The sequence below is a fragment of the Mesorhizobium sp. P2_A12 genome (genome assembly GCF_056405075.1).
In genome coordinates this window covers 111008-133835 of record NZ_JBFUCU010000001.1, presented here as the reverse complement: position 1 = coordinate 133835, position 22828 = coordinate 111008, and the positions used below count along the sequence as shown (strand labels likewise).

General features: G+C 64.8%; 27 protein-coding genes. 13 read left to right on the top strand and 14 right to left on the bottom strand.

Going from position 1 to position 22828, the window contains the following annotated elements; all coding sequences use genetic code 11:
• Positions 1–32 precede the first annotated feature (32 nt).
• Positions 33–707 carry an ArsR/SmtB family transcription factor gene (locus AC1DZU_RS00610; protein WP_457151747.1) on the bottom strand — a complete coding sequence of 225 codons (675 nt, stop codon included), beginning with the start codon at positions 705–707 and terminating at the stop codon, positions 33–35.
• Positions 708–775: 68 nt separating this feature from the next.
• Between AC1DZU_RS00610 and AC1DZU_RS00605 the strand changes: the two genes are divergently transcribed.
• From AC1DZU_RS00605 to AC1DZU_RS00595, 3 genes are all read left to right on the top strand, one after another.
• Positions 776–985, top strand: a complete 210-nt coding sequence (locus AC1DZU_RS00605) for a DUF1127 domain-containing protein (RefSeq protein ID WP_477280789.1) — start codon at positions 776–778, stop codon at positions 983–985.
• 97 nt (positions 986–1082) lie between these two features.
• The gene (locus AC1DZU_RS00600; protein ID WP_184872816.1) at positions 1083–1415 is read left to right on the top strand and encodes an NIPSNAP family protein; all 333 of its coding nucleotides are present in this window, start codon (positions 1083–1085) and stop codon (positions 1413–1415) included.
• Positions 1412–1756, top strand: a complete 345-nt coding sequence (locus AC1DZU_RS00595; protein ID WP_477280787.1) for an antibiotic biosynthesis monooxygenase family protein — start codon at positions 1412–1414, stop codon at positions 1754–1756. The genes AC1DZU_RS00600 and AC1DZU_RS00595 overlap by 4 nt, the downstream gene beginning before the upstream one ends.
• Before the next feature lie 125 nt (positions 1757–1881).
• On the opposite strand, the gene mbfA is transcribed toward AC1DZU_RS00595, so the two are convergent.
• Positions 1882–2865, bottom strand: coding sequence for an iron exporter MbfA (gene mbfA / locus AC1DZU_RS00590; protein ID WP_457151749.1), 984 nt, complete (start codon positions 2863–2865; stop codon positions 1882–1884).
• Between the two features lie 174 nt (positions 2866–3039).
• Here mbfA and AC1DZU_RS00585 point away from each other — a divergent pair, with 174 nt between their 5' ends.
• Positions 3040–3363 (top strand): hypothetical protein, encoded by a 324-nt coding sequence (locus tag AC1DZU_RS00585; RefSeq protein WP_477280784.1) that lies wholly within the window; start codon positions 3040–3042, stop codon positions 3361–3363.
• 121 nt (positions 3364–3484) lie between these two features.
• On the top strand, positions 3485–4462 hold the full coding sequence (locus tag AC1DZU_RS00580; RefSeq protein ID WP_477280782.1) for a threonine/serine dehydratase: 978 nt from the start codon (positions 3485–3487) through the stop codon (positions 4460–4462).
• A gap of 110 nt (positions 4463–4572) precedes the next feature.
• Here AC1DZU_RS00580 and AC1DZU_RS00575 read toward each other — a convergent pair whose 3' ends face one another.
• The 4 genes from AC1DZU_RS00575 to AC1DZU_RS00560 are packed head-to-tail and all read right to left on the bottom strand — an operon-like array spanning position 4573 to position 8282.
• Positions 4573–5709 carry an ABC transporter permease gene (locus tag AC1DZU_RS00575; protein ID WP_477280780.1) on the bottom strand — a complete coding sequence of 379 codons (1137 nt, stop codon included), beginning with the start codon at positions 5707–5709 and terminating at the stop codon, positions 4573–4575.
• The gene (locus AC1DZU_RS00570) at positions 5706–6626 is read right to left on the bottom strand and encodes an ABC transporter ATP-binding protein (RefSeq protein WP_477280778.1); all 921 of its coding nucleotides are present in this window, start codon (positions 6624–6626) and stop codon (positions 5706–5708) included. The genes AC1DZU_RS00575 and AC1DZU_RS00570 overlap by 4 nt, the downstream gene beginning before the upstream one ends.
• The gene (locus AC1DZU_RS00565; protein WP_477280776.1) at positions 6623–7576 is read right to left on the bottom strand and encodes an HlyD family secretion protein; all 954 of its coding nucleotides are present in this window, start codon (positions 7574–7576) and stop codon (positions 6623–6625) included. The genes AC1DZU_RS00570 and AC1DZU_RS00565 overlap by 4 nt, the downstream gene beginning before the upstream one ends.
• A gap of 13 nt (positions 7577–7589) precedes the next feature.
• The gene (locus AC1DZU_RS00560) at positions 7590–8282 is read right to left on the bottom strand and encodes a CerR family C-terminal domain-containing protein (RefSeq protein ID WP_184872808.1); all 693 of its coding nucleotides are present in this window, start codon (positions 8280–8282) and stop codon (positions 7590–7592) included.
• Between the two features lie 103 nt (positions 8283–8385).
• Between AC1DZU_RS00560 and AC1DZU_RS00555 the strand changes: the two genes are divergently transcribed.
• The 3 genes from AC1DZU_RS00555 (at position 8386) to AC1DZU_RS00545 (ending at position 10708) form a co-directional block, all read left to right on the top strand.
• Entirely contained in the window at positions 8386–8859 is a 474-nt protein-coding gene (locus tag AC1DZU_RS00555) for a CYTH domain-containing protein (protein ID WP_184872807.1), read from the top strand.
• Entirely contained in the window at positions 8856–9797 is a 942-nt protein-coding gene (locus tag AC1DZU_RS00550) for a CHAD domain-containing protein (protein WP_477280773.1), read from the top strand. Before AC1DZU_RS00555 ends, AC1DZU_RS00550 begins: the two co-directional genes overlap by 4 nt.
• A gap of 104 nt (positions 9798–9901) precedes the next feature.
• Positions 9902–10708, top strand: a complete 807-nt coding sequence (locus AC1DZU_RS00545) for a C40 family peptidase (protein ID WP_477280771.1) — start codon at positions 9902–9904, stop codon at positions 10706–10708.
• Positions 10709–10752: 44 nt separating this feature from the next.
• Here the strand turns inward: AC1DZU_RS00545 and AC1DZU_RS00540 are convergent, their stop codons facing one another.
• Positions 10753–11559, bottom strand: coding sequence for a helix-turn-helix domain-containing protein (locus tag AC1DZU_RS00540; protein ID WP_477280769.1), 807 nt, complete (start codon positions 11557–11559; stop codon positions 10753–10755).
• A 113-nt stretch (positions 11560–11672) separates the two neighbouring features.
• On the opposite strand from AC1DZU_RS00540, the gene AC1DZU_RS00535 reads away from it, so the two are divergent.
• The 4 genes from AC1DZU_RS00535 (at position 11673) to AC1DZU_RS00520 (ending at position 14690) form a co-directional block, all read left to right on the top strand.
• Complete coding sequence (locus AC1DZU_RS00535) at positions 11673–12527, top strand: SMP-30/gluconolactonase/LRE family protein (RefSeq protein WP_477280766.1); 855 nt, start codon at positions 11673–11675, stop codon at positions 12525–12527.
• 91 nt (positions 12528–12618) lie between these two features.
• Complete coding sequence (locus tag AC1DZU_RS00530; RefSeq protein ID WP_477280764.1) at positions 12619–12999, top strand: nuclear transport factor 2 family protein; 381 nt, start codon at positions 12619–12621, stop codon at positions 12997–12999.
• A gap of 18 nt (positions 13000–13017) precedes the next feature.
• Positions 13018–13620 (top strand): DNA-3-methyladenine glycosylase, encoded by a 603-nt coding sequence (locus AC1DZU_RS00525; protein WP_477280762.1) that lies wholly within the window; start codon positions 13018–13020, stop codon positions 13618–13620.
• A gap of 143 nt (positions 13621–13763) precedes the next feature.
• Positions 13764–14690 (top strand): DMT family transporter, encoded by a 927-nt coding sequence (locus tag AC1DZU_RS00520; RefSeq protein ID WP_477280760.1) that lies wholly within the window; start codon positions 13764–13766, stop codon positions 14688–14690.
• 12 nt (positions 14691–14702) lie between these two features.
• Here AC1DZU_RS00520 and AC1DZU_RS00515 read toward each other — a convergent pair whose 3' ends face one another.
• The 6 genes from AC1DZU_RS00515 to AC1DZU_RS00490 all read right to left on the bottom strand — a co-directional run bounded on the left by AC1DZU_RS00515 (position 14703) and on the right by AC1DZU_RS00490 (position 20893).
• Positions 14703–15176, bottom strand: a complete 474-nt coding sequence (locus AC1DZU_RS00515; RefSeq protein WP_477282167.1) for a VOC family protein — start codon at positions 15174–15176, stop codon at positions 14703–14705.
• 185 nt (positions 15177–15361) lie between these two features.
• Positions 15362–16510, bottom strand: coding sequence for an amidohydrolase (locus AC1DZU_RS00510; RefSeq protein WP_477280758.1), 1149 nt, complete (start codon positions 16508–16510; stop codon positions 15362–15364).
• A gap of 130 nt (positions 16511–16640) precedes the next feature.
• Positions 16641–17537, bottom strand: a complete 897-nt coding sequence (locus AC1DZU_RS00505) for an aminoglycoside phosphotransferase family protein (RefSeq protein WP_477280755.1) — start codon at positions 17535–17537, stop codon at positions 16641–16643.
• Positions 17538–17748: 211 nt separating this feature from the next.
• Entirely contained in the window at positions 17749–18882 is a 1134-nt protein-coding gene (locus AC1DZU_RS00500) for a substrate-binding protein (protein WP_477280753.1), read from the bottom strand.
• Between the two features lie 68 nt (positions 18883–18950).
• Positions 18951–19223: a hypothetical protein gene (locus AC1DZU_RS00495; protein WP_184872797.1), complete on the bottom strand. Its 273-nt coding sequence runs from the start codon at positions 19221–19223 to the stop codon at positions 18951–18953.
• Positions 19224–19315: 92 nt separating this feature from the next.
• Positions 19316–20893 carry an HD domain-containing phosphohydrolase gene (locus AC1DZU_RS00490; RefSeq protein ID WP_477280751.1) on the bottom strand — a complete coding sequence of 526 codons (1578 nt, stop codon included), beginning with the start codon at positions 20891–20893 and terminating at the stop codon, positions 19316–19318.
• A 216-nt stretch (positions 20894–21109) separates the two neighbouring features.
• Here AC1DZU_RS00490 and AC1DZU_RS00485 point away from each other — a divergent pair, with 216 nt between their 5' ends.
• Positions 21110–21529: a DOPA 4,5-dioxygenase family protein gene (locus AC1DZU_RS00485; protein ID WP_477280749.1), complete on the top strand. Its 420-nt coding sequence runs from the start codon at positions 21110–21112 to the stop codon at positions 21527–21529.
• Here AC1DZU_RS00485 and AC1DZU_RS00480 read toward each other — a convergent pair.
• Positions 21526–22791, bottom strand: coding sequence for an RNA polymerase sigma factor (locus tag AC1DZU_RS00480; RefSeq protein WP_477280747.1), 1266 nt, complete (start codon positions 22789–22791; stop codon positions 21526–21528). The genes AC1DZU_RS00485 and AC1DZU_RS00480 overlap by 4 nt on opposite strands.
• Positions 22792–22828: the final 37 nt, after the last annotated feature.

Here is a 22828-nt window from a genome sequence, read left to right as displayed (position 1 = left end):
GAGCGAACGCAAAGCGGAGCGCAGACCACATCTCAGCCCAAAAACACCCTCTCGAAAGCCTGCTTGCCCGGCGGTGAGAAGATCACCGCACGGCTGTCCTTCTCGCGGCGCGCCCATTTTTCGGCGAGGATCTTGTCGAGGATAGCGGCGCCCAGCGTGCCGGCGAGGTGCGAACGGCGCACGCTCCAGTCGAGGCAGGCGCGGCAGACCGGCCGGCGCGGCTTGGCATCGACATCGATGCCGATGGCTGCGAAATGCGGTGCCGCCGACGGCCCGAGCCTGATCTCCTTGTCGTCGCGCAGCAGGATTTCCTTCTCGACAAAACGATCGAGCATCGCCACCGCCTGCTCGCCGGCGAGGTGGTCGTAACAGACGCGCGCCACGCGCATGGCGCCGTCACGCGGGCCCGGCCGGACGCGCTTTGGGCCAACGGCTTCCGCGACACCGGTGATGGCCTCGATCATGCCCGCCACCTGCGGTCCGGCGAGGCCGTAATAACGATGCCTTCCCTGGCTCGCCAGCGTCAGCAGTCCGCCCTCCATCAGCTTGGACAGATGCGAGCTGGCCGTCGGCAGCGACACGCCGGCCTCGAGCGCCAGTTCGCTCGCCGTCAAGGCCGTGCCGCCCATCAGCGCGTTGAGCATGTTTGCCCGCGCCGGATCGCCGACCAGGCTGGCGATGCGGGCGATGTCAGGTCCTTCACGCATAGTTCGTTCCTCATCGAAGCATTCTTGTCAGATAAGCATTATTCTCCGAGCAGATCAAGGAGACGACGATGACAACCGCTTCCACTTCCGCACCGCTCCCCAGCCGCCGATCCTTCCCACTCGGCACCTGGTTCCGTTCGCGGCTGCTGGCCCGGTGGCATGACCGCCATGTGCAGCGCCTCGACCTCGCCGAGATCGACGACCACCTGCTGCGCGACCTCGGCCTGACGTCGGAAGACGTGCGCCGCGAATGCGCGAAATCCTTCTGGCAGGCATGACCCGCAAGGGAATTGCCTAGCACATCGACCCTGGGGATGCTTCGACCCCGCTCGAAATGTCGCCGCAAGAAGACATCAACCCGCCAAGGAGACCGCCATGACCATCACCTGCTTCATCCGTTATGAGATCGACCCGTTCGGCAAGGCGGCCTTCGAGGAGTATGCCCGCAACTGGGGCCAAGTCATTCCGCGCTGCGGCGCCGACCTGATCGGCTATTTCGCGCCGCATGAGGGTTCGGCGACGACGGCCTACGCCGCCTACAACATCGACAGCCTGGCGGCCTACGAGGCCTATCGCGCCCGGCTTGCCGCCGACCCTGCCGGAAAGGCAAACTATGAGTTCGCCCGCCGTGAAAAGTTCATCCATAGGGAGGATCGCATGTTCCTGAAACTGGCTTCCGGCCCCCACGCGAAACTGGTGCTGCCGTGATCGCCGTCATCTTCGAGGTCCAACCGGCGGCAGGCAGACGCGATGCCTATCTCGGCATCGCTGCCGACCTGCGCCCTCTGCTCGACGGCATCGACGGGTTTGTCTCGATCGAGCGCTTCCAGAGTCTCTCCGACCCGAACCGCATCCTGTCCTTGTCGTTCTGGCGCGACGAGGAGGCGGTCAAGGCCTGGCGCAACACCGAGGAGCACCGGCAGGCGCAGAAGGCCGGCCGTGGCGGTATCTTTGCCGGCTACCGTCTGCGCATCGCTCATGTCGTGCGTGACTACGGGCTGACGGAGAGGGCCGAGGCGCCGGCGGATAGCCGCGCAGTGAATGGATGAGGGTTAGCGGGTAGGTGTCGGCGTTGCCCCTCATCCGCCTGCCGGCACCTTCTCCCCGTAGGGGACGGGGAGAAGGGAAGCGCTCCAACGCTAAGGGTGAGGGGCGGCGCCGACCCTGTCTCAAATTAAGCATTCCCGATCAGCACGCCGGCAGCGAACACCAGCGCGCCGCCCAGCACTACCTGGAAGGCGGCACGCAGGAAGGGCGTCTGCATGTAGCGGTTCTGGACGAAGGCAATCGCCCACAATTCGAAGAACACCACCACCGCGGCGACCGCCGTCGCCGTCCAGAATTGCGGGATGAGATAGGGCAGCGCATGGCCGAGCCCGCCGAGCGTCGTCATGATGCCGACGGTCAGGCCGCGCTTGATCGGCGAGCCGCGGCCCGACAGCTTGCCGTCGTCGGACGCGACCTCGGTGAAGCCCATCGAAATGCCGGCGCCAATCGAGGCGGCGAGGCCGACCAGGAGCGTCTGCCAGGTGTCATGCGTGGCAAAAGCCGCGGCGAAGATCGGCGCCAGCGTCGACACCGATCCGTCCATCAGACCGGCCAGTCCCGGCTGCACATACGTGAGGATGAACTGGCGCTGCTCGGCAACGGCCTCTTCGTCCTTCACTTCGCCTGGCACGTGCTTTTGTTCCAGACGCTGCGCCAGCGTTTCGTGGCCCTGCTCGGCCACCGCCAGATCGTCGAGCAGTTTCCGGGTCGAGGCATCGGTGGTGCGCTTGGCCGCCTCGACGTAGAACAGATAGGCGCGCCGCTCCATCGCCTCGGCCTGGCTGCGCACATGCTCGATGCCGAGCGGTCTCACCAGCCAGTCAGGCTTGCGCTCGAAGTAGCCTTTCACATGTTCGCGCCGGATCAGCGGAATGCGATCGCCGAAACGCTTGCGGAAAAGCTCGATCAGCGAGTCGCGATGGCCATCCTCTTCCTCGGCCATCTCCTCGAACACCTTTGCCGATTGCGGAAAGCTTTCCGCCAGTCCGTCGGCGTAGGCCCGGTAGATGCGCCCGTCATCTTCTTCGGACGAAATGGCCAGTGCCAGGATCTCCTGTTCGGAGAGCGATTCGAAGGGACGGCGGCCGAAACCGAAAACACGGGAAAGCATGAGGAATTCACCCTAGTTTAGAATGGTTCTAAACTATGGTTTGATGTGCCCCAGGTCAATGCGCGCCTGGGTCGCGGTCAACAATTGTTGAAGCCCGCGCGCGTGCCGCACCCCTTCATTATCAGCGAATGTTCACCTATATTTGGCGCTAAGCCAAGCAAAAGGATTCCGCAGATGACGGCAAACCAGCCCTCGCAACACTATGATCCCAAGCCCGTTCTCGACCTCATCGCCAGCATCGAGGCCGATCTGCAGCGCCTGAAAAGCCTGGTCGAGCAGCAGGTCGAGAAATTCGATCCGGCCAATCCGCACAACAAGGCACCGGACGGCAAGTTGACAGAAGAGGGCGTCGAGTGCTGCTACCGCATGTTCGACGAAGGCAAGTCGCGCTATTCGGTCGCCCAGCAGATGAAAATCTCCTTCGCCGCCGCCACGCATCGGTTTAACAGCTGGCGCAAGCTGGGTGGCACCAGGCGGCAGCGGGCGTTGCTGGGATAAGTGGCCGCAAGGCACAAACACCGGCAAGACTCCCCAACCTTGTAACCGTCACATTTTTTCGTTGGTGTCGCGCGGCCGTTTCCGTGCACCATGGCCGGACCATCTTTTCGCAGGATCCGCCATGACCACCCCTCCCGGCATAGAAGACATCCACCGCGCGGCAGCCCGGCTTTCCGGCCTGATCGTCGAAACGCCGTTGATCGAATCGCAGGAGCTGAACAGGCGCTTCGGCGCCCGTATCCTGTTCAAGCCGGAGACGCTGCAGCGCACCGGCTCGTTCAAGTTCCGCGGCGCCTACAACAAGCTCTCCTCACTCAGCGAGGAGGAGCGCAGCCGTGGCGTGGTCGCCTTCTCGTCAGGCAACCACGCGCAAGGCGTCGCGGCGTCGGCGGCGATGTTCGGCGTCAAGGCGGTCATCGCCATGCCGGCCGACGCGCCGGCGATGAAGGTCGGTAATGTCCGCAAGATGGGGGCGGAAGTGGTGCCGTTCGACCGCTTTGGCGACGACCGTATGACCGTGGTGCGCCCCTACATCGAGAAAGGCATGGTGCTGGTGCCGCCCTTCGACGACCCGGCCATCATCGCCGGCCAGGGCACGATCGGCCTCGAATTGATGCGCCAGGCGAAAGCGCTTGGCGTCAGCCTCGATGCGGTGGTCATTCCTTGCGGCGGCGGTGGCCTGTCGAGCGGCATTTCCGTCGCCGTCAAGGACGCCTCGCCCAGCACTTCGGTCTGGGCGGTGGAGCCCGAGCATTTCGACGACACCCGCCGTTCGCTGGCCGCCGGCGCCAGGGTTTCGAACGAGCCGGGTCACAATTCGATCTGCGATGCGATCCTGACCGCCGAGCCCGGCGTGATCACCTTCGAGATCAACCGCAGGAACCTGGCCGGGGCCATCGCCGTCTCCGACAAGGCGACAGGCCAGGCGATGCGCGACGCCATGGCCTACCTCAAGCTGGTGGTCGAACCCGGCGGCTGCGTCGCGCTGGCGGCACTGTCATCGGGCGAGATCGAGCTCACCGGCAAATGTGTCGCCGTGGTGCTGTCCGGCGGCAACGTCGATTTCGGCACCTATGCCGAGATCATGGCGGCGGCGTAGGCGAAGAACGCGGCCGCGCAGGGTGACAGCCGCAGTGATCCTTCCCACCCCCCTCTGTCCTGCCGGCCTCCAAAACCTCCGCAAAAGCCCGTACGCCACCGGCGCGGCGTCTAATCCAGCGTCCGCCTGAACCGGACCAGCGCGACGCCGGCAAACAGCGCCACGAACACCACCAGCCAGCCGATCTCCGTCGCCACCGCCGGCAGTTCGGCGCCCTTCAGCATCACGGCGCGGATGATGCGCAGGAAGTGCGTTAGCGGCAGGATCTCACCGAACGCCTGCGCCCAGCCGGGCATGCCGCGATAGGGAAACATGAAGCCGGACAGCATGATCGACGGCAGGAAGAAGAAGAAGGTGAGTTGCAGCGCCTGCATCTGCGTGCGCGCGATGGTCGAGATCGTGTAGCCGAGCAGCACCAGCGCCAGCACGAAGATCAGAACGGCGGTCAACAGCAGCGACATCGACCCGGTGAAGGGGATGGCGAACAAGAGCTTGGCAGCCGCTAGCACTACCACCACCTGCACGCCGCCGACCGCCAGATAGGGCAGCACCTTGCCGAGCATGATCTCGAGCGGGCTGGACGGCATCGCCAGCAGGTTTTCCATGGTGCCGCGCTCGGTTTCGCGGGTCAGCGCGATCGACGTCATCATCACCATCGTCATCTGAAGGATGACGCCGAGCAGGCCGGGCACGATGTTGTACTGCGAGATGCCTTCCGGGTTGTAGCGCCGGTGCACCACCACTTCGAGCTGCCCAAGGGCTGCCTCGGCGGCCGCCTCCTGCATGCCGCGCGCCCTGAGCAGCGCCTGGCTGGCGACGGTGCCGAGCGTCGAGATGGCGCCGCTGGCGACGGCCGGGTCGGTGGCGTCGGCCTCGATCAGTATCTGCGGGCTGTCGCCGCGCTCGACCCGGCGGGCGAAATCCGCGGGGATAGTGACGACGAAGGCGACATCGCCGCGCGACATCAGGAATTCCGCATCGGCCGCACTTTGCGAGACATGGTCGAAACGGTAGTAGCCGGTTGTCTGCAGGGCCGAGACCATGGCGCGCGTATAGGGGTCGCTGCTCGTCGCCACAAGCGCGGCAGGCAGGCTCTTCGGGTCGTTGTTGATGGCATAGCCGAACAGCACCAATTGCATCAGCGGCACGCCGAGCATCATGGCGAAGGTGATGCGGTCGCGCCGCATCTGGATGAACTCCTTGATCAGCAGCGCGCCAAGCCGGGCGAAGGAAAAGACGCTGTTCATGCCATGTTGTCCTTCGAGCCGGACATGAACTGGATGAAGACGTCCTCGAGGCTGGTTTCGCCCGGCGCCACCGTCACGCCTGTGTGCTCTTTCTCGACATCGGCGAGCGCGGCTTCGAGCTTCTTCCTGTCCGAACCGACGACATGCAGCGTCGCGCCGAACGGCGCCACCTGGTCGACGCCGGGGCGGCCCTGAAGCGCTACAGCCACCTGGCCGAGCCGCGGGCCCTGCAGGATGAAAGTGGTCAGCCCGGCATTTTTCACCACCTCGGCGACGGTGCCGGTGGCCAGCATCTTGCCGTAGGAAATGTAGCTGATGCGGTGGCAGCGCTCGGCCTCGTCCATGTAGTGGGTCGAGACCAGCACGGTCAGCCCGCCGCCGGCGAGGCGATGGATCTCGTCCCAGAACTCGCGCCGCGCCTTCGGATCGACGCCAGCCGTCGGCTCGTCCAGCAACAGCAGTTTCGGCTTGTGCATGATGCAGGCGGCCAGCGCCAACCGCTGCTTCCAGCCGCCCGACAAGGTGCCGGCCAGCTGGTTGCGGCGCGTCGTCAGGCCGAGTTCTTCGAGCGTGCGGGCGACATGCTCCTCGACCGGCCTCAGCCGGTAAAGCCGCGCCACGAATTCGAGATTCTCGCCGATCGTCAGATCCTCGTAGAACGAGAATTTCTGCGTCATGTAGCCGACTTCGCGCTTGATGCGCAGGCTCTCGGTGCGGATGTTGAAGCCGAGCACCGTGCCTTCGCCCTCGTCGGGCGTCAGCAGGCCGCACATGATGCGGATGGTGGTGGTCTTGCCCGAACCGTTGGGGCCGAGGAAGCCGACGATCTCGCCTTCGGCGACCGTCATCGTCACATGGTCGACGACGGTCTTGTCGCCAAACCGCTTGACCAGGCCATGGACGTCGATGGCGTTCATTTTCCGCCGTCCGCCAGATCGACATCGACGATCTGGCCCGGCTGCAGCGGGCCGGCATCGCCCTCCGGCCGTGCCTCGACCAGATAGACCAGCTTCTGCCGGTTCTCCAAGGAATAGATCACCGGCGGGGTGAATTCGGGATCCGGCGAAACGTAGCTGACCCGCGCCTTCACGTCCGGGCCGCAACCGTCGCAGTGGACGCCGAGCAAGGTGCCGACCTTGACCGAGGAAAAGGCGGCTTCCGGGATGTAGACGCTGAGTTTTACCGCGCCGTCGGGCAGGATCGAAATGACCGGCGCGGTCGGGCCGGCGGTGTCGCCCGGATTGCGGATGACGTCGTTGACGCGGCCCGTCGACGGCGCCGCCAGCACCCGCTTCGACAGGCGCCACCGCGCCTGCTCCAGGGTCGCCTGCGCCTGCTTGACCTGGTTGTCGGCGGCCTTGATCGTCTCCGGGCGCGCCGGCAGGCCGCCGACAGCGAGATTGGCATTGGCCTGGCCGACCTGGGCGTTGGCTGTCTCCAGCGTCGCCGAGGCGGTGTCGAAATCGGCCTGCGTGCCGGCGCCGCGCTTGAACAGATCGGCGGCGCGGTCGTATTTGCGCTTGGCGTCCGCGGCCTGCGCGCTGGCCATGTCGACCTCGGCCTTGAGCACCGCGATCTCTTCCGGGCGTTTGCCGATCTGCAGGTCGGCCAATTGCGCCTGGGCCTGGGCAAGGCCGGCCTCGGCCTGGGCGACCGCGATCTTGGCGTCGGCGCTTTCCAGCGTCACCACGGTCGTGCCGGGTGTGACACGATCGCCGCGCTTGACGGTGACGGTCTCGACCTGCGCCACCTCGATCGGCGCCAGCAGCACATAGTCGCCCTCGACATAGCCGACGGCCAGCGGCGCTGCCGGTGCACAGGCGCTGAAAAGCTGCGCGGCGAGCGGCAGCGAACACAGAAAGCTCATGGTCTTTGCCCCTTCATCCCTGCACCTTGCGGGCGGCCAATATGGCCCTGAGATTGCCCGACGTGACCGCCACCACCTTGGCCGCCTCGGCGGCGCCAATGTCGTTCCAGCCCATGCGGCGCATCACCGCCTCGCGGCCGATGCGGAAATAGATGACCTGGCCGATCAGCGTGAACACGGTGAGCCTCGTGGCCTCGCTTTCGGCCGGCTCCCCGGTCGCCTGCTCCCAGAGCTGGCACAGCCTGCGGTGCGTCGGCTCGAACACGCCGTCATAGATGCGGTCGAGCGCTGCCGTCGGATGCGAAAGCTCGCGCAACACGAACTGCACGATCTCGCCGGCCTGCGGACTGGCCACGACGAAGCCGACCATTCGCTCCAGCGCCGCGAAGAGCAGCGCTTGCGCCGCCTCCGGACTGGCCGGTCCCGGCGCAGGTGCCTGCACATTGCCGAGCGCCTGGCCGGCAACCGCCTGGATGGTCTCGACGATAAAGTCGGCGGCGGCGGCGCGAAGGCCCTCCTTGCCGCCGAAATGATAGGCGATCGAGCCGATATTGGCTTGCGCCTCGGCCGCGATCTGGCGCGTCGAGGTGCCGTCGAAACCCTGCCGTCCGAACAGTTTCAGCGCCGCATGGACGAGAGCCGAGCGCGTCATCTCGGCGGGTGACGTCTCGCGACGGGGACTTCCGGTGTCGGGCAACTTGATCATGAGCGCACTTTAATCAATCGATTGATTAAAGTCAATCAATGACTCAAACTTGTGTATGCGACCATCTTGCCACGGCCGTCTGTTAACGCTTTAGTGCGCGGCCATGGGCAAGGAAGTCGAACGTAAATTCCTGGTCTCCGGCACAACATGGCGGGATCTGGTCGAGGCGGATATCCGCATTCGCCAGTTCTATCTTGCCGCGACCCCCGGTCGAACCCTGCGCATCCGCATCAGCGACGACGCTTCCGCCAAGCTGACGCTCAAATTCGGCAGCAGGGCGCGCGTGCGCGACGAATTCGAATATCCGATCCCGCTGGCGGAGGCCAAGGAGATGCTGGCCTTCGCGCTTGGGCGTGTCATAGAGAAGACACGCCACCATGTTAGGCATCGCGGCTATCTCTATGAGGTCGATGTCTTTGGCGGCCCGCTTGCGGGACTTGTGGTCGCCGAACTTGAGACGCCGGAGGACGTGCCGGCCGAAATGCTGCCTGACTGGCTCGGCCGCGAGGTCACTGGCGAGCCTGAATTTTACAACGCGTCGCTCGCCCTCGGGGGGATTCCGGAGATCGCCGCATGAGTTTTCGCATCGATCCGCGCCTGCCACTGACCGGCGAGGTCAGGCGTATCCTTGCCGAGGAAATCGGCAAGGCACTGGCCCATCTTGACGCCGCGCGCAGCCGGCCGGAACAGGGGCTGCACAAATGCCGCAAGCGGCTGAAAAGCACGCGCGCTTTATTGCGCCTTGTTCGTTCCGGTGACGAAACATTCTGCGAGACTGAAAACCAATGCTATCGCAACGTGGCGGGCCTGCTTGCCGGGCCGCGCCAGGCGACGGCGCTGATCGAGACCATCGACCGGCTGGCGGCAAGCTTTCCCAAGGAAAGCGCCGACGACGGGCTGGCTGCGGTGCGCGACAGGCTGATCGCACGCCAGCATGAATTGCATGAGGGCGCGGGGCTCGATGCCGCGATCGCTGCTGCGACCGCCGCTTGCGAGGAAGGCCTGCACCGGATCGAAACCCTCACTCTGCCCGATCAGCCGGAACAAGCGGCCGACGTGCTTGCCGAAGGCGCCCGCACCACCTTGCGCCGGGCCAGGAAAGCGCTCGACAAGGCCGGATCGCGCGGCGCGGCCAATGATTTCCACGATCTGCGCAAGGCGGCCAAGACGCACGGCATGCATCTGTCGCTGCTCGGCAGGCTGTGGCCGACGCCGATCAAGGCAAGGCGCAAGGCGGTCGACGCACTGGGTGAGCGGCTGGGCGACCTGCATGATCTGTTCGTCATGCGCGACCTGCTCGAGGCCGATGACCGTCCGCTCGGACCGGCCGAAGACACCAGGCTCCTGGGCAAGCTTCTGAAGCGGTCGGAAAAGCAGCTGAAGAAGACCTGCCTGGCCGAGGCGGCCGAGCTGTTCGGCGACAGTCCCAAGCGCTCGACACGCAAACTGGCCCGCAAAGCGCGCGGCGATCTGGCCGAAGCAGCCCAGGACGATCTGATCGCGACCGCCGGCTGACGGAGCTGTCCTCTCCCTTCTCTCCTTGCGGAGGGGGAGCCGACGTCGGCGCAACCACCCTCCCGCTGGCACCCAGCGGCTGCCCGTGCTAATCGGCATTTGGCATGACCGAGCTCAGAGACACGCTTCTGGATCGACTTGGCCGCCGGCTCGCCGGCGCGCTGCAGGAAGAGTCTTCCGGCTACGAACCTTATACCCCGTCCGATGCCGAGACGCTGCGCCGTGCGCTGGAGCCCGGCGACATCCTGTTGATCGAAGGCAACCAGAAGATCTCGGCGGTGATCAAGTACCTGACCCAGTCGACCTGGTCGCATGCGGCCCTCTATGTCGGCGATGCATTGCCCGAGCCGCAAGACGGAACGGAAAGGCCGCGGCTGATCGAAGTCTCGATGGGCGAAGGCTGCGTCGCCGTGCCGCTGTCGCGCTATCGGACCTACAACACCCGCATCTGCCGGGCGAGCGGCCTGGCACCGGAGGACCGCGACAGGGTCGTCGCCTTCATGATCGGCAAGCTCGGGCTGAAATACGATCTCAAGAACATCCTCGACATGCTGCGTTATTTCCTGCCGGCGCCGCCGGTGCCGGTGCGCTGGCGCCGCCGCATGCTGGCGTTCGGCTCCGGCGACCCGACACGGGCCATCTGTTCCTCGCTGATCGCCGAGGCCTACGGCCAGATCCGCTATCCGATCCTGCCCGAGATCACCCGCGCGCCCGGCCGCGCTTCGGCGCAGTCCAATTATTCACGCCGGGAAATCCTGCACATCCGTCACCACTCGCTGTACACGCCGCGCGACTTCGACCTGTCGCCCTATTTCCGCATCGTCAAGCCGACGCTGGAATATGGTTTCGACTACCGGGCGGTGACCTGGGACGACAAGGCTGCAGAGCCCGAGACGAAGGCTGCCGAATAGCGGCTCGCCTTGAGCGTTTCACAGAAACGGCTCTATCTCTCTGTTTATGCCGGCAGTGGCCGTCGTCCTTTGGCAGCAACGGCGCTTCGGCCGTCCGGCCTTGCACCGGCATCGCGCGGGTGCGGACCGATCGGCATGATCGCCTGAAACGGCGTCGCGCCAAACGCGAACGTCCATTTGTAGCCGACCAGCCCCTCCTCGGGCGTGGTGTGCTGGTCGTGATGGGCGAGCAATTTGGCGCGGTTGGCCAGATCCTCCGCCTCGCGCCGCACCATCTCAGCCGTTTCCGGCCGCATCCGCCTGCTGAAACTGACGAAGGTCGCTTCCCGCTCGATATGGGTGATGGCCCAGCCGATGAAATTCTTGTTGGTCATCTCGAACAGTGGCCTCAGCGGCCCTTCGAAATTCCACTGGATCGGCGTCTCGACCAGCAATCTTGCCGTGAGACCCCGGCCGAGTGCGATCAGGCCGAGCTCCTCCAGATCGCGCAGATAGAGGAACATCGAGGCCTCGCTCAGGCCTTGCGAGCGCATGATGCCTTCGGGGGTGAACTTCTCCGACAGCATGACGAAGATGAACAGCAGCGCCGGCCGGCCGGCGAGCCTGCGCTCGATGTCCGGCGCGATGTGGTTGACCGGTCCCGGCCCGCGGTTCATCGAGCCGAGCACGTTTTCCAGTTCGACCCCGGCCGCCGTGCAGATCTCCATCAGCCGGTCGAGCTTGCAGTTGCGCTCGTGGAAGATGCGCTTCACCGTCGGCTCGGAAACGCCCATGCGTTCGGCAAGCTGGCGATAGGTGACGCCTTTGGCCTTCAGCGTCCGCTTCAGCGCCTCGAAGATCAAACCGTTCATCGGATGCACCTCTTGCCGGCAGTTTCGTATCGATTTACGATACTAGCGGTAATCGGCCTTTTCGGAAAGTATCGAAAACCGTAGCTCTTGCCCGTCATCACAGGAGAGCACCCATGAACCGTTTCATCCCCCTTTTCGCAGTCATCGGCATCGTGGCGGCGCCCGCCGCCCAAGCTGGCGAGCTCTGGCGCGCGGCAGGCCTCGAACAGCCGGAATCGGTGCTGTTCGACGCCGCCAATAACCGCATCATCGTCTCCAACATCGTCGGCAATCCCGGCGATGCCGACGGCAACGGCTATCTCTCGGTGCTGTCCACCGACGGCAAGACGATCACCCAGCACTGGACCGACGGCATGGACGCGCCCAAGGGGATGGCGATATCGGGCGGCAAGCTCTATGTCGCCGACATCACCAAGGTCCGCGTCGTCGATCTCGCCAGCGGCAAACTGGTTTCCAGCATCACGGTGCCGAATGCCGTCTTCCTCAACGACATGACATCCGACCAATCCGGCAAGGTCTACGTCACCGACATGCTGGCCGACGCCATCTACCGTATCGACGGCGACCGGCCGGAGCTGTTCGTCAAGGATGCGGCGCTGGGTTCGCCCAACGGCGTCTTCGCCGACGGCAACCGGCTGATCGTGGCCTCATGGGGCAAGGGCATCAAGCCCGATTTCAGCACGGCCGAACCGGGCGGGCTGCTGTCGGTCGATCTCGCCAGCAAGGCGGTTTCGCCGCTGCCCGGCGCGCAGAAATTCGCCGACCTCGACGGCGTCATCGCCATCGGAGACACCATCTACGCCACCGCCTACATGACCGGCACGCTCTACCGCTACCGTGCCGGCGCCGCGCCGGAAGCGCTGGCGCATTTCAAGCCGGGCAGCGCCGACATCGGCACCGACGGCAAGTCGACCATTTTCGTGCCGCTGATGAACGAGGGCGAAGTGGCTGCGCTGACACTCGACTGAGAGCTGTCTCGCGGTATTGTTAGCCGGCTCGTCCCGACCTCCGGGCCGGCGTATGATACGCCGGCTCCATCGGCGGCGAAGGAGTTTCGATATGGAAGACGGGGACATCCGCGCGGCTCTGGTTCGCCACTGGGCCGCCTCCGATGCGAACGATTTCGAGGTGGAGCACCAGATTTACCGGGAGGATGCGGTGCTCGACTATCCGCAATCGGGGGAGCGCATCCGCGGAAGGCGCAAGATTCAATCGTCTCGCGCCGCGCAGCCGAACCGGAAGCGCTTCACGGTGCGGCGGATCACCGGAGCGGGCGACCTCTGGGTCACTGAATATGTCCTGGCCTATGACGGGCGGCCGTCCTACACCGTGAGCATCATGGAGTTCCTCGATGGCAAGGTGGCCCGCGAGACGCAGTATTTCGGCGATCCGTTCGAGCCGGGGCCTTCGCGCGCGCAATGGGTCGAGCGGATTCCCTGAAGCCTGGCCGCCGTAAGGATGGTCATCCGCCGCCCACTCGCACGCCCGGAGCTGCCGAACGATACGGCAGCTCTCGCCCGCTATCTCATTGGCAAGGTGGTGGTGCGGGAGTTGCCGGAAGGCATCGCCAGCGGCCGCATTGTCGAGACCGAGGCCTATGTCGTCGGCGATGCCGCCGGGCATGGCTACCGGGGGACGACCCCGCGCAACCATTCGCTGTTTCTTGAGCCCGGCCACGCCTATGTCTATCTCGCCTACGGCATCTCATACATGCTGAATGTCTCGAGCGACGTGCCCGGGATCGGAACCGGCGTCCTGATCCGGGCGCTCGTGCCGCTCGAAGGCATCGCCATCATGCAGCTCAATCGCGGCATCGAGCGCTTGCGCGACCTGGCGCGAGGCCCGGGAAGGCTTGCCACGGCGTTGCGGATCGATCGTTCGCTCGACGGGCTCGATCTTTGCCAGCGGGGCCCGCTGTGGCTCGGACATGGTGACGACCACGAGCCCGGCGAAATCGGGCAGAGCACCAGGATCGGTATTTCGCGGGATGCGAACCGCCTGCTGCGGTTCTATGTCAGGGGGAGCCCGTTCGTCAGCGGGCCGAGATCGCTCAACGAATAGGGGGCCACACCGGCCTCCTGAAGGCTGGCAGGATCCGAACCCCCGTTCGCGTTAGCGAACGCACCCATCCCTGCGGATTGGACCGCCATATCGACGGGGCTGCCATCTGGTCCTGCCGTTTCCTCTGAGATATCCGGCTGCACATGAGTGAAGCCGTGAAGACCCCCGGCCTGGCCGGCGCCGTTGCCCCGATGACCCCGGTGCTGGTATGCGCGTTCGCGATCTTCCTGCTGTCGGGGATGGACGCGGCGATGAAGACCCTGGTCATCGCCGTCGGCGTCTACAACACGGTGCTGTGGCGCAGCATGGTTGCGACTGTGGTCGCCGGTGCAGCCTGGTCTGCCGGGTCACGCTCAAAGCCAACCCTTGCGGTGCTGCGGCTGCATGCGCTGCGTGCCGCTGTCGTCGGCATCGTTCTGATGTGCTTCTTTTGGGGTCTCGCCAGGCTGCCGTTGGCGGAGGCGATCGGGCTCAGCTTCGTCGCGCCCCTGTTCGCCCTCTTCCTCGCCGCATTGTTGCTGGGCGAACGAATCCGGCGGCAGGCGATCTGGGCATCGCTGGCCGGCATTGCCGGCGTCGCGATCATAATGGCCGGCCAGTTCGGGCGGGAAAGCTATTCGCAGGATGCCATGCTGGGCACGGCAGCGGTGCTCGTATCGACGGTGTTCTACGGCTACAATCTGATCCTGGCGCGTCAACAGGCGCAGTTGGCCAAGCCAATCGAGATCATGTTGTTCCAGAACCTTTGCGTGGCCATCCTCCTCGGCCTCGCCGCGCCGTGGCTCGCGGTGGCGCTGCCGACCAACCTTTGGCTTCCCCTGGCCGGGGTGACGATGCTGTCGCTTGCCGGGCAGTTCCTGATGAGCTGGTCCTACGCCCGCGCCGAGGCGCAATATCTGATCCCGACGGAATACTCGGCCTTCATCTGGGCCATCGCGCTTGGCTGGTTCTTCTTCGACGAGGAGGTTGCCTGGACCACGCTGACGGGAGCATGCCTGATCGTCGCCGGCTGCCTGATCGCGGCGCGCGCAAACCCGAAGCTGGCCGAGCCGATCGAGGCGACAGTATGACGAGGCCTGTCGTCAGCCGCGCCGAGCCGCCTCGATCGCGGCGACGTCGATTTTCTTCATGTCCATCATCGCATCAAAGGCGCGTTTTGCTTCATCGCCACCGGCAGCCATCGCCTCGGTCAGCACACGCGGCGTGATCTGCCAGGAGACGCCCCATTTGTCCTTGCACCAGCCGCACGCACTTTCCTGGCCGCCATTGCCGACGATGGCATTCCAGTAGCGGTCGGTCTCTTGCTGATCGTCGGTGGCGATCTGGAACGAGAAGGCTTCGTTGTGCTTGAACACCGGCCCGCCATTGAGGCCGAGGCAGGGGATGCCGACGACCGTGAATTCGACAGTCAGCACATCGCCCGCCTTGCCGGACGGGTAGTCGCTGGGCGCACGGTGGACAGCACTCACCGCGCTGTCGGGAAACGTCTCGGCGTAGAAGCGGGCTGCAACCTCGGCATCCTTGTCGTACCACAGGCAGATCGTGTTCTTGGCAATTGCCATTGCTTGTCCCTTCCCCTTTTGAAGCCATTACGGCCCTGTTTTCCACGCACCCCGGCGACGATTCACAGTCGCCCTCGACGGTGCGAACACAGAAATGCGCTCATGCCATCGGATGTTCCGCCCACGAAACGATGTTCCTGTGAGGGGGTTTCCTGCATTCGAGTTGACCGTGGCCGGCGTTAGCCAAGAAGGTTGCGCAACGTCCGCATGAACACTTTTGAACCGATCGGGATCAGGTCGTCCGGAAAATCATAGTCTGGATTGTGCAGCGCCGGGTGCCGTTCGCCCGCGCCAAGGAAGAACATCGCCGATGCCGCCTTGTGGCCGAACACGCCGAAATCTTCCGAGGCGCGCATCGGCAGGTTTTCCTCTCCGTGCGGGACGCCCTCCTCATCGAGCGCTCGCAACAGATGCTCAACCGCCTCCGGCGCGTTGACGCTGGCAACAAACACCTCATGATAGTCACACCGGGGCGACAAACGATGCTCGGCGGCAATTCGCGTGACCAGGGCTTCCGCGGCGGCGCACAAATTGGCCATGCGGTCGTCGCGTCGGGTGCGCAGCGTCGCCCAGATCTCGGCCTGGCCGGGCGCAATGCCGAACACGGCTTCGCCCATCTCGGCATGAGTGACGGTGACCATGCTGAAGTCGTCGTCGGCAAAGGTTCCGCGCCCGAGCGCCGGTAGGGCCGGCATCAACTGGCTGATTGCCGTCATGGGCGAGATGCCGGTCTCGGGCATCGACGAATGCGCGGTCTTCCCCTCCAGCACGATGCGCATGCCGCGCGAGGCACAGTTCACCACGCCCGTCTTGAGCCGGACCTCCCCGAGCGGCACGCCCGGCAGATTATGCAATGAGAACGCGAAATCCGGCGCAATCGCGCCGAAGCGCGGATCGGCGACGACGCCGGCAGCGCCGTTGCCGGTTTCCTCGGCCGGCTGGAACATCAGCACGACACGGCCGCGAGCCGGCCTCTCGCGCCCCAGCTGTCGGCCAAGCGCCGCCAGGATCGCGGTATGTCCGTCATGGCCACACATATGCGACTTGCCCGGCACGAGCGATGCATGTGGCGCGCCTGAAAGCTCGTGGATCGGCAGCGCATCGAGTTCCGAGCGGAACAACAGCGTTGGTCCCGCCTCGCCGCTTTCGTAGACCGCCGCGACGCCGTGCCCGCCCAAGCCGGTCAGCACTTCGTCCGGTCTCGTATCGGCGAGGAAGTCGACGACCTCTTTCGCCGTTCTCTCCTCTTCATTCGAGATTTCCGGGCGCTGGTGCAGCTGGCGCCGCCACGCCGTAAGCTCGACGATGTCACGATTGGTCAGGGTCACGTTGTCTGTCTCCGCTTGCACTCTGCGTAACACACCCGGTGAAACTTCCGCCAAGCGACCGAGGCGGTCAATCCGGAGCTGGTTGTGCCAGAGCGAGTTCCGGAATGGCGCGCGCCCCGACTACCAGAGTTCAGATGTCGGGATCATCGAGAATGCGAGAGAGCGTGCTGCGCCCAAGCGCACTCATGGCAGGGTTGGTGCGATGGTAATACCAGACGAGACCCATTGCCTGCTGGAATGCCCAAGCAGCACCACGCTTCCACCAAAGGTCCTCAACTTGAAGGCTGCACCGAAAGGTCGTCCTTCGCTCGCGGTCCAGAAGATGCCACGCGACGACCAAATCCAGCGACGGGTCGGCTGGTCCGAAACTGCCGCCATCAAGCACTCCGACAAGACGCTCACCCTGCACGAGAAGGTTTGCTGGGATAAGGTCCTTATGACTCATCACGACAGGCCCAGCGGATGGCAACTCGCGGAAGCGAGCCCACAAATCGCGCAGTCTGATCACATCGAGAAGGCCCTCGCTGTTTTCAAAGCAAACAATCATCCAATCGTCATGATCGGCGAGACGTCCACCACGTCCTTGCCCGTCGAAGCGTCGGCCCCGCGTGTCCGCTTGGCGCAACGACGCCACGAGGTGCGCAAGGTCCAGGGCGAAAGTCGTCGATCCACGTAGCCCGTGCGGCGTGGCGACCTCGCCTTCGATCCACGTTTGCAATGCCCATGGCATTGGATAGTGGGGACCTGGCTCGCCGAGCCCAATCGGTTGAGGCGTCGGAAACAGGCAATGTTCTCCAAGCTCGACCATAGCGGCGGCCTCCGACCGAAGCATATCGGCGCATTCGGTCGTATTCATCGCTCGCAGTGGGAACCGTGCAGTGCTCTTCGAGCCAATGCGGAAGATGGCATTGACGGTTCCCGACGATCTGACTGGGGTGATGTCCTCATGACGATACTGGGGAAACTGATCGCGGATCATCTGGCGGGCGATATCGATGTCGATATCCACCTGATCGTCATGCATCATGAGTTCTCGTCCTGCCGAGCTCGGCATGAAGGGTACATCGTTTGGTGGTTTTAGCGAATGCAGGGACCAATGTCCGCTTCCAAGTCTTCGCACTAGATCCCAATATGTCTGGAACAGGCGCTTTTCAGACAGGCAGCCCAGGGCCGGGAACTTGCGGCTTCCGGTCCAGTCGCCCGACCCGAAAAGGAAGCCGCCCCCCGCCGCCGCCCAATCACCCCGCCTTGCTTGGCTGGAATTCGTCGCTAAGCACGCGCTCGTTGGGATCGATCGGACCCAAGTTCTTGACCACCCGGAATCGACCGCCCTTCGCCTGCGCGATGTACATGTTCATGCGAACATGGTGCTGGCCCGGAACCATTTCGGCCGGGCCGCCGGGCCCCTCGCTTATGCGGGCGTGATCGAGCGCCCGGATGACCGCCTCGCGCTCCACCGTGCCGGCCTCCTTCACAGCCGCTTCCCACATTCTGATCGCCCGGTAGTGGCCGGTGCAGCCGCTGCCGGCGGTCAGCATCGCGCTGCCGGGGAATCGATCGCTGTAGCGACGCAAGAGCGCCCGGCCAAACGGATCCTCGAGCTCCTGGTAGTAGTCGAGACAGCTGTAGAGGCCCTCGATCTGCTCCGACGGCACAAGGTTGAAGAAGTTCTCGTCGAAGTAGGTGCAGACGATCTTGCCGCCCCGCTTGCCGAAACCGGCCTTGTGCAGTTCGTCAAGGAATGGCGTCAGGCCTGGCGGGACGATGGTGTTGAAGACCACGTCGGCGCCGCTCGCCATGATCTGCTGCACCGTTCGCCGGAAATCGACGGTGTCGAGCGGGAAATACTCCTCGCCGACGATCTCGCCGCCGTTGGCGCGCACCACCCGGCTTGCCGCCTTGTTCAGCAAATGAGGCCAGATGTAGTCGGCCGACGGAAAATAGAACCGCTTCGCCCCGGTGCTTTTCATAAGCCATGGGATCAACGGTTCGACCTGCTGCGCAGGCACCGGACCCGTGCAGAAGATCAAGGGATCGTTTTCCTGTCCCTCGTACTGCTCGGTGTAGATATAGAGCGTCCTGCCTCGGGTTACCGCCTCGCTCTTGATAGCCTGGCGGGTCGAGCTGTAGATGCCGCCGACGACCACATCGACCTTGTCGACGTCGATCAGTTTCGCGGTCCTTGCCTTGGCAACGCTTTCGACGGTTTCGCCATCCTCGATGACGAGCTTCACGGGCCGGCCGAGAAGGCCGCCCTTGGCGTTGATGTCGTCGACGAGCATTGTCGTCAGATTCGCGTTGGCGATGCCCATGAAGGACAAGGGGCCAGTGAGTTCGGCGATAAGGCCGATCTTGATGGGTTTCGGATCCATTTGCTTTCTCCAAATCTGGGGTTGGTCGGGCGCGCCGCCGGACGCCAGGCGGCGCGCAGTGCGGGACCTCAGGCCTCGTAGTGGCCGAGCAGCAGTGCGGCCTGCGGCTTGCCGACATGGCCGGCTTCCTGCAGGATCGCCGGCACCTCCGGATCCGACACGAAATTCTTCCAGCCCTCGGCATCCCAGTCGAAGATGGCCCAGACGCGGTCCGCCTCGCTGGGGTCGCGGAACACGGTTGCGCCGTTCGAGCCGTGCAGCCGGCGCTTGTCGGCGCCCTTGGTCGAAAAGATACGGATGAAGCGGTCGACATCCGCCACCTTGGTCGTTGCGAGAAGCATCGGTTTACCCTCCTATCAGTCGCGGCCACCATTGATCCGTCGACAGGATCCACGATGCGCGCACTGGAGCAGGCGCGCATGGGGTGGATTCCCTATGCCTGCGTTTCGCCCGGTCGTATGAGGCCGTGCTCGACCGCGTACAGCGCGGCGGCGGCGCGCGTGGTCACGCCGATCTTTGAATAGACGCTCTGGATATGGTGGTCCGCCGTCTTGGGCGAGATGTCGAGCCTGCGTGCCGCCTCCTTCGCGGTGAGGCCAGCGGCGATCAGGCGCAGAACCTCGATCTCGCGAGGCGTCATGCCGGCCAGCGCCCGCGGCGGCACCCGGCGCGACGGCTGCCCGGCGAAGGACAACACGGCCTCGGCGGCGTCGGGGCAGATGCAGCCCTCACGAACGGCTGCGCGCAACTGTGCCGCCGCCGCCTCACTGGACAGCGCCTTGCGGTGCGGACGTTCCTCTCGCGATGTCTGGAATGCTTCGGCAGCAGCCAGGATCCTTGCCGCAGGCGACAGGTCGGAAGCGCCGACCTTGCGGTGATAGCCCGAGCCATCCAGACGTTCGTGATGGCGAAGCACAAGGGCGCCCATCGCATCGCCCTCGCGACCGAACGAGGCCAGCGCCCGTTCGCCGTAATAGGCGTGCAGCTGTGCCGCGTCGCGCTCGCGAACCGACAGCGGGCCGTTGCGCATCCAGGTCGCCACCGGCACCACCAGTTCGCCGATATCATGGATGCAGCCCGACCAGCGCAGCGCGCGAACGTCAGCGGCGGGCAGCCCGATCCCTTGTCCTGCGCCCTCCGCCAGTTCCGCCACCATCCGCGAATGCCCATGCGTGAACGGCATGCGCATGTCGATCATGTCGGCGATGGCGAGGAAAGCCTCATCGCAAGCCGCCTTATCCAGCGTCACCGGCGGATCGGGCTCGAGCGACAGGATCGTCTCGCGATCGACCGTCGTGCCGATGCCCTCCATCAGCGCCGCCGCGTTGGCCGCGACGAGCCGGGCCAGTTCCGGTTCGTATGGGCCATCGCCGCGACTGGCGATGGTCTCAGCCATCCCGTCGATGCCGACGGCATCGCTGAGCGCAATCGCATCCTGCGCCAATGTGATCAGCCGCACGGCCGGCAGGACATCCTCGCCGCTCAGCCCGCGCGGCAGGCCCTTGCCGTCCCAGCGTTCGTAGATCTGTCCAAGATTGCGCCGGATCTCGTCGGACAGGCCGAGCCGCTCGCCGATCCGCTGCGCAACCTCGCAATGCGCTGTCAGCACCGGGCGGGCCACCGCGAGCGCCTGCGACATCGCGGCCTCGATCGCCCTGGCCTGCGCGTCAGGTTCGAGATCGTAGTAGAACCGTTTGAAGGCCTGCACGAAGACCCTGCCCAGTTCCGCACGGTTGCCCATGTCGAGACCGACAAGATCCTGGCGGAGTGCGATTTCGTCGCCGAAGGTGGCCGACAGCAGGTCCGTGTCGGCATTGCAGCCGACATAGCGAAGCATCGACTGGTGGTAGGCATTGCGACGAACCTCATCGGAAACTCCGGCAAGCTCGGCGATCCGCATTGCAAGTACGCAGGATTTCAGCGCGAAGTCGCGAGAATGACCGGTGGCGAGGTCCGAAGCATAGGCCAGGACCATCATGAAGTCCGCGCGGCGTATCGAGACGTCTGTCATCGCACACCCCCAGTCAGCCCCATGCTAGTCCCGCGTGCCGTCAACACCTAGGGGAAAAATCCCAAGCCCGATGTGCTATCCTGGGAGCGACAGGCAACCGGACCGAACTCGAACGAACCGGCACCGGTTGCGGGTGCCGCACCGGTTGCAGACAAGGCGTCCCTGCTTCGGGTACAGTTGCGCCGAAAGCGACAATCATCGAAGGAGGCTATCGAGGTGAACGAAGACACCGCCAGTCCAAGGCCGCTCGCCGAGATTGCCAGCTATCATGCCCATATCTACTACGACGGGCAAAGCGAGCGACAACATGCCGAATGGCTGCGGCTTCGCATCGGAGAACGTTTCCGCGTGCGCCTGGGCAATTGGCATGAGCAGAAGGTTGGCCCGCATGATCAGGCAATGTACCAGGTCTCATTTGCGAACGAGGTTTTCGCTTCACTCGTACCGTGGCTGATGCTGAACCATAGGGGGCTCAGCATCCTCATCCACCCGAATACGAGCAACCCGCTGCGCGACCATCTGGTCGATCCGATCTGGATCGGACGGCCGCTGGCAGTGAACGGCGATATTCTTCCGGACGATCATGAGGCGGAAGAGGCGCTGCCGCCCAACACCAACCCGTCTCTCTCGGCCTAGCCGTTCCCAGCGCAAGCGTCCGCGCGGGCGAGGAGAAAGGCCGCTTCCCGCATGTTGCGGGTCAGCCTGGCCGCGGTCTCGAATTCGGAGCGGGCCTCGGCCAGCCGGCCGGCCCGAAACAGGAAGTCGCCCCTCGCCGCCGGCAATGGCGCATAATTGCGCAGCGCGGCTCCGTCGGCGATCTCGTCCACCAGCCGCAAGCCGGCTTCGGGCCCGAAGGCCATGCTGTGGGCGACCGCCCGATTGAGATCGACCACCGGCGAGGGCATCACGGCCCGCAGCCGGTCATAGAGCGCCGCGATGCGGGGCCAGTCGGTATCGGCAGGAGTGCGTGCACGCGCATGGCAGGCCGCAAGCGCGGCTTGCAATGCATAGGGGCCATCGCCCCCGATCGCCTCGGCCCGGGCCAGCGTGTCAAGGCCCCTGCGGATCAGCAACTGGTCCCAGCGTGCGCGATCCTGCTCGGTCAGCGGCATCAGGGAGCCGTCCGGGCCGATGCGTGCCGGCAGGCGCGACGCCTGGATTTCCATCAGGGCCAGCAGGCCGAACACTTCGGCATCCTCGGGCATCAGCCCCGCCAGCATGCGGCCCAGCCGTTGCGCTTCCCGGCACAGGCCAGGCCGGACAAGATCGTCGCCCACCGTGGCGGCATAGCCTTCATTGAAGATGAGGTAGATGACCTCCAGCACCGAGGAGAGCCGCGCTATTCGTTCGGCGCCGCGCGGCACCTCGAAACTCAATCCTGCCTTGCCGATCGTCCTCTTTGCGCGAACGATGCGCTGGGCGATCGCCGCCTCAGTCGAGAGGAAAGCACGGGCGATCTCGTCGGTAGTCAGACCGCCGATGACACGCAGCGTGAGTGCCGCGCGGGCATCGGCCGAAAGCACGGGGTGGCAGGCGGTGAAGATGAGGCCAAGCAGCTCGTCGCCAAGATCGTCGTTCATGGTCGCTTCGATCATCCCGGGCGTGTCGTCGACCTCGCCGTCCAGCTCGCGCGCGATCTCCTCATGCTTGCGCGCGCGCATCTTGTCGCGACGGATCGCGTCGATGGCGCGGCGCTTGGCCACCGTCATCAGCCAGGCGCCGGGATTGGCCGGAACACCGGTTGCGGGCCATTGCGACAGCGCAATGACCAGGGCGTCCTGCGCCAGTTCCTCCGCAAGGTCGACATTGCGCACGACGCGGGCCAGACCCGCGATGAGCCGGGCCCGTTCAATGCGAAAAATTGCTTCGATCGCCTGGTGCGTCTCACCTGCTGTCATGCCGCCGCATTGTCGGCCAAAGCCACAAGGCAGGCAA

What these genes read in the sequence shown, in the direction of transcription:
- AC1DZU_RS00610 (WP_457151747.1), bottom strand. Translation starts at nt 707, where the DNA reads ATGCGTGAAGGACCTGACATCGCCCGCATCGCCAGCCTGGTCGGCGAT.
- AC1DZU_RS00605 (WP_477280789.1), top strand. Translation starts at nt 776, where the DNA reads ATGACAACCGCTTCCACTTCCGCACCGCTCCCCAGCCGCCGATCCTTC.
- AC1DZU_RS00600 (WP_184872816.1), top strand. Translation starts at nt 1,083, where the DNA reads ATGACCATCACCTGCTTCATCCGTTATGAGATCGACCCGTTCGGCAAG.
- mbfA (WP_457151749.1), bottom strand. Translation starts at nt 2,865, where the DNA reads ATGCTTTCCCGTGTTTTCGGTTTCGGCCGCCGTCCCTTCGAATCGCTC.
- AC1DZU_RS00585 (WP_477280784.1), top strand. Translation starts at nt 3,040, where the DNA reads ATGACGGCAAACCAGCCCTCGCAACACTATGATCCCAAGCCCGTTCTC.
- AC1DZU_RS00580 (WP_477280782.1), top strand. Translation starts at nt 3,485, where the DNA reads ATGACCACCCCTCCCGGCATAGAAGACATCCACCGCGCGGCAGCCCGG.
- AC1DZU_RS00575 (WP_477280780.1), bottom strand. Translation starts at nt 5,709, where the DNA reads ATGAACAGCGTCTTTTCCTTCGCCCGGCTTGGCGCGCTGCTGATCAAG.
- AC1DZU_RS00570 (WP_477280778.1), bottom strand. Translation starts at nt 6,626, where the DNA reads ATGAACGCCATCGACGTCCATGGCCTGGTCAAGCGGTTTGGCGACAAG.
- AC1DZU_RS00565 (WP_477280776.1), bottom strand. Translation starts at nt 7,576, where the DNA reads ATGAGCTTTCTGTGTTCGCTGCCGCTCGCCGCGCAGCTTTTCAGCGCC.
- AC1DZU_RS00560 (WP_184872808.1), bottom strand. Translation starts at nt 8,282, where the DNA reads ATGATCAAGTTGCCCGACACCGGAAGTCCCCGTCGCGAGACGTCACCC.
- AC1DZU_RS00555 (WP_184872807.1), top strand. Translation starts at nt 8,386, where the DNA reads ATGGGCAAGGAAGTCGAACGTAAATTCCTGGTCTCCGGCACAACATGG.
- AC1DZU_RS00550 (WP_477280773.1), top strand. Translation starts at nt 8,856, where the DNA reads ATGAGTTTTCGCATCGATCCGCGCCTGCCACTGACCGGCGAGGTCAGG.
- AC1DZU_RS00545 (WP_477280771.1), top strand. Translation starts at nt 9,902, where the DNA reads ATGACCGAGCTCAGAGACACGCTTCTGGATCGACTTGGCCGCCGGCTC.
- AC1DZU_RS00540 (WP_477280769.1), bottom strand. Translation starts at nt 11,559, where the DNA reads ATGAACGGTTTGATCTTCGAGGCGCTGAAGCGGACGCTGAAGGCCAAA.
- AC1DZU_RS00535 (WP_477280766.1), top strand. Translation starts at nt 11,673, where the DNA reads ATGAACCGTTTCATCCCCCTTTTCGCAGTCATCGGCATCGTGGCGGCG.
- AC1DZU_RS00530 (WP_477280764.1), top strand. Translation starts at nt 12,619, where the DNA reads ATGGAAGACGGGGACATCCGCGCGGCTCTGGTTCGCCACTGGGCCGCC.
- AC1DZU_RS00525 (WP_477280762.1), top strand. Translation starts at nt 13,018, where the DNA reads ATGGTCATCCGCCGCCCACTCGCACGCCCGGAGCTGCCGAACGATACG.
- AC1DZU_RS00520 (WP_477280760.1), top strand. Translation starts at nt 13,764, where the DNA reads ATGAGTGAAGCCGTGAAGACCCCCGGCCTGGCCGGCGCCGTTGCCCCG.
- AC1DZU_RS00505 (WP_477280755.1), bottom strand. Translation starts at nt 17,537, where the DNA reads ATGATGCATGACGATCAGGTGGATATCGACATCGATATCGCCCGCCAG.
- AC1DZU_RS00500 (WP_477280753.1), bottom strand. Translation starts at nt 18,882, where the DNA reads ATGGATCCGAAACCCATCAAGATCGGCCTTATCGCCGAACTCACTGGC.
- AC1DZU_RS00495 (WP_184872797.1), bottom strand. Translation starts at nt 19,223, where the DNA reads ATGCTTCTCGCAACGACCAAGGTGGCGGATGTCGACCGCTTCATCCGT.
- AC1DZU_RS00490 (WP_477280751.1), bottom strand. Translation starts at nt 20,893, where the DNA reads ATGACAGACGTCTCGATACGCCGCGCGGACTTCATGATGGTCCTGGCC.
- AC1DZU_RS00480 (WP_477280747.1), bottom strand. Translation starts at nt 22,791, where the DNA reads ATGACAGCAGGTGAGACGCACCAGGCGATCGAAGCAATTTTTCGCATT.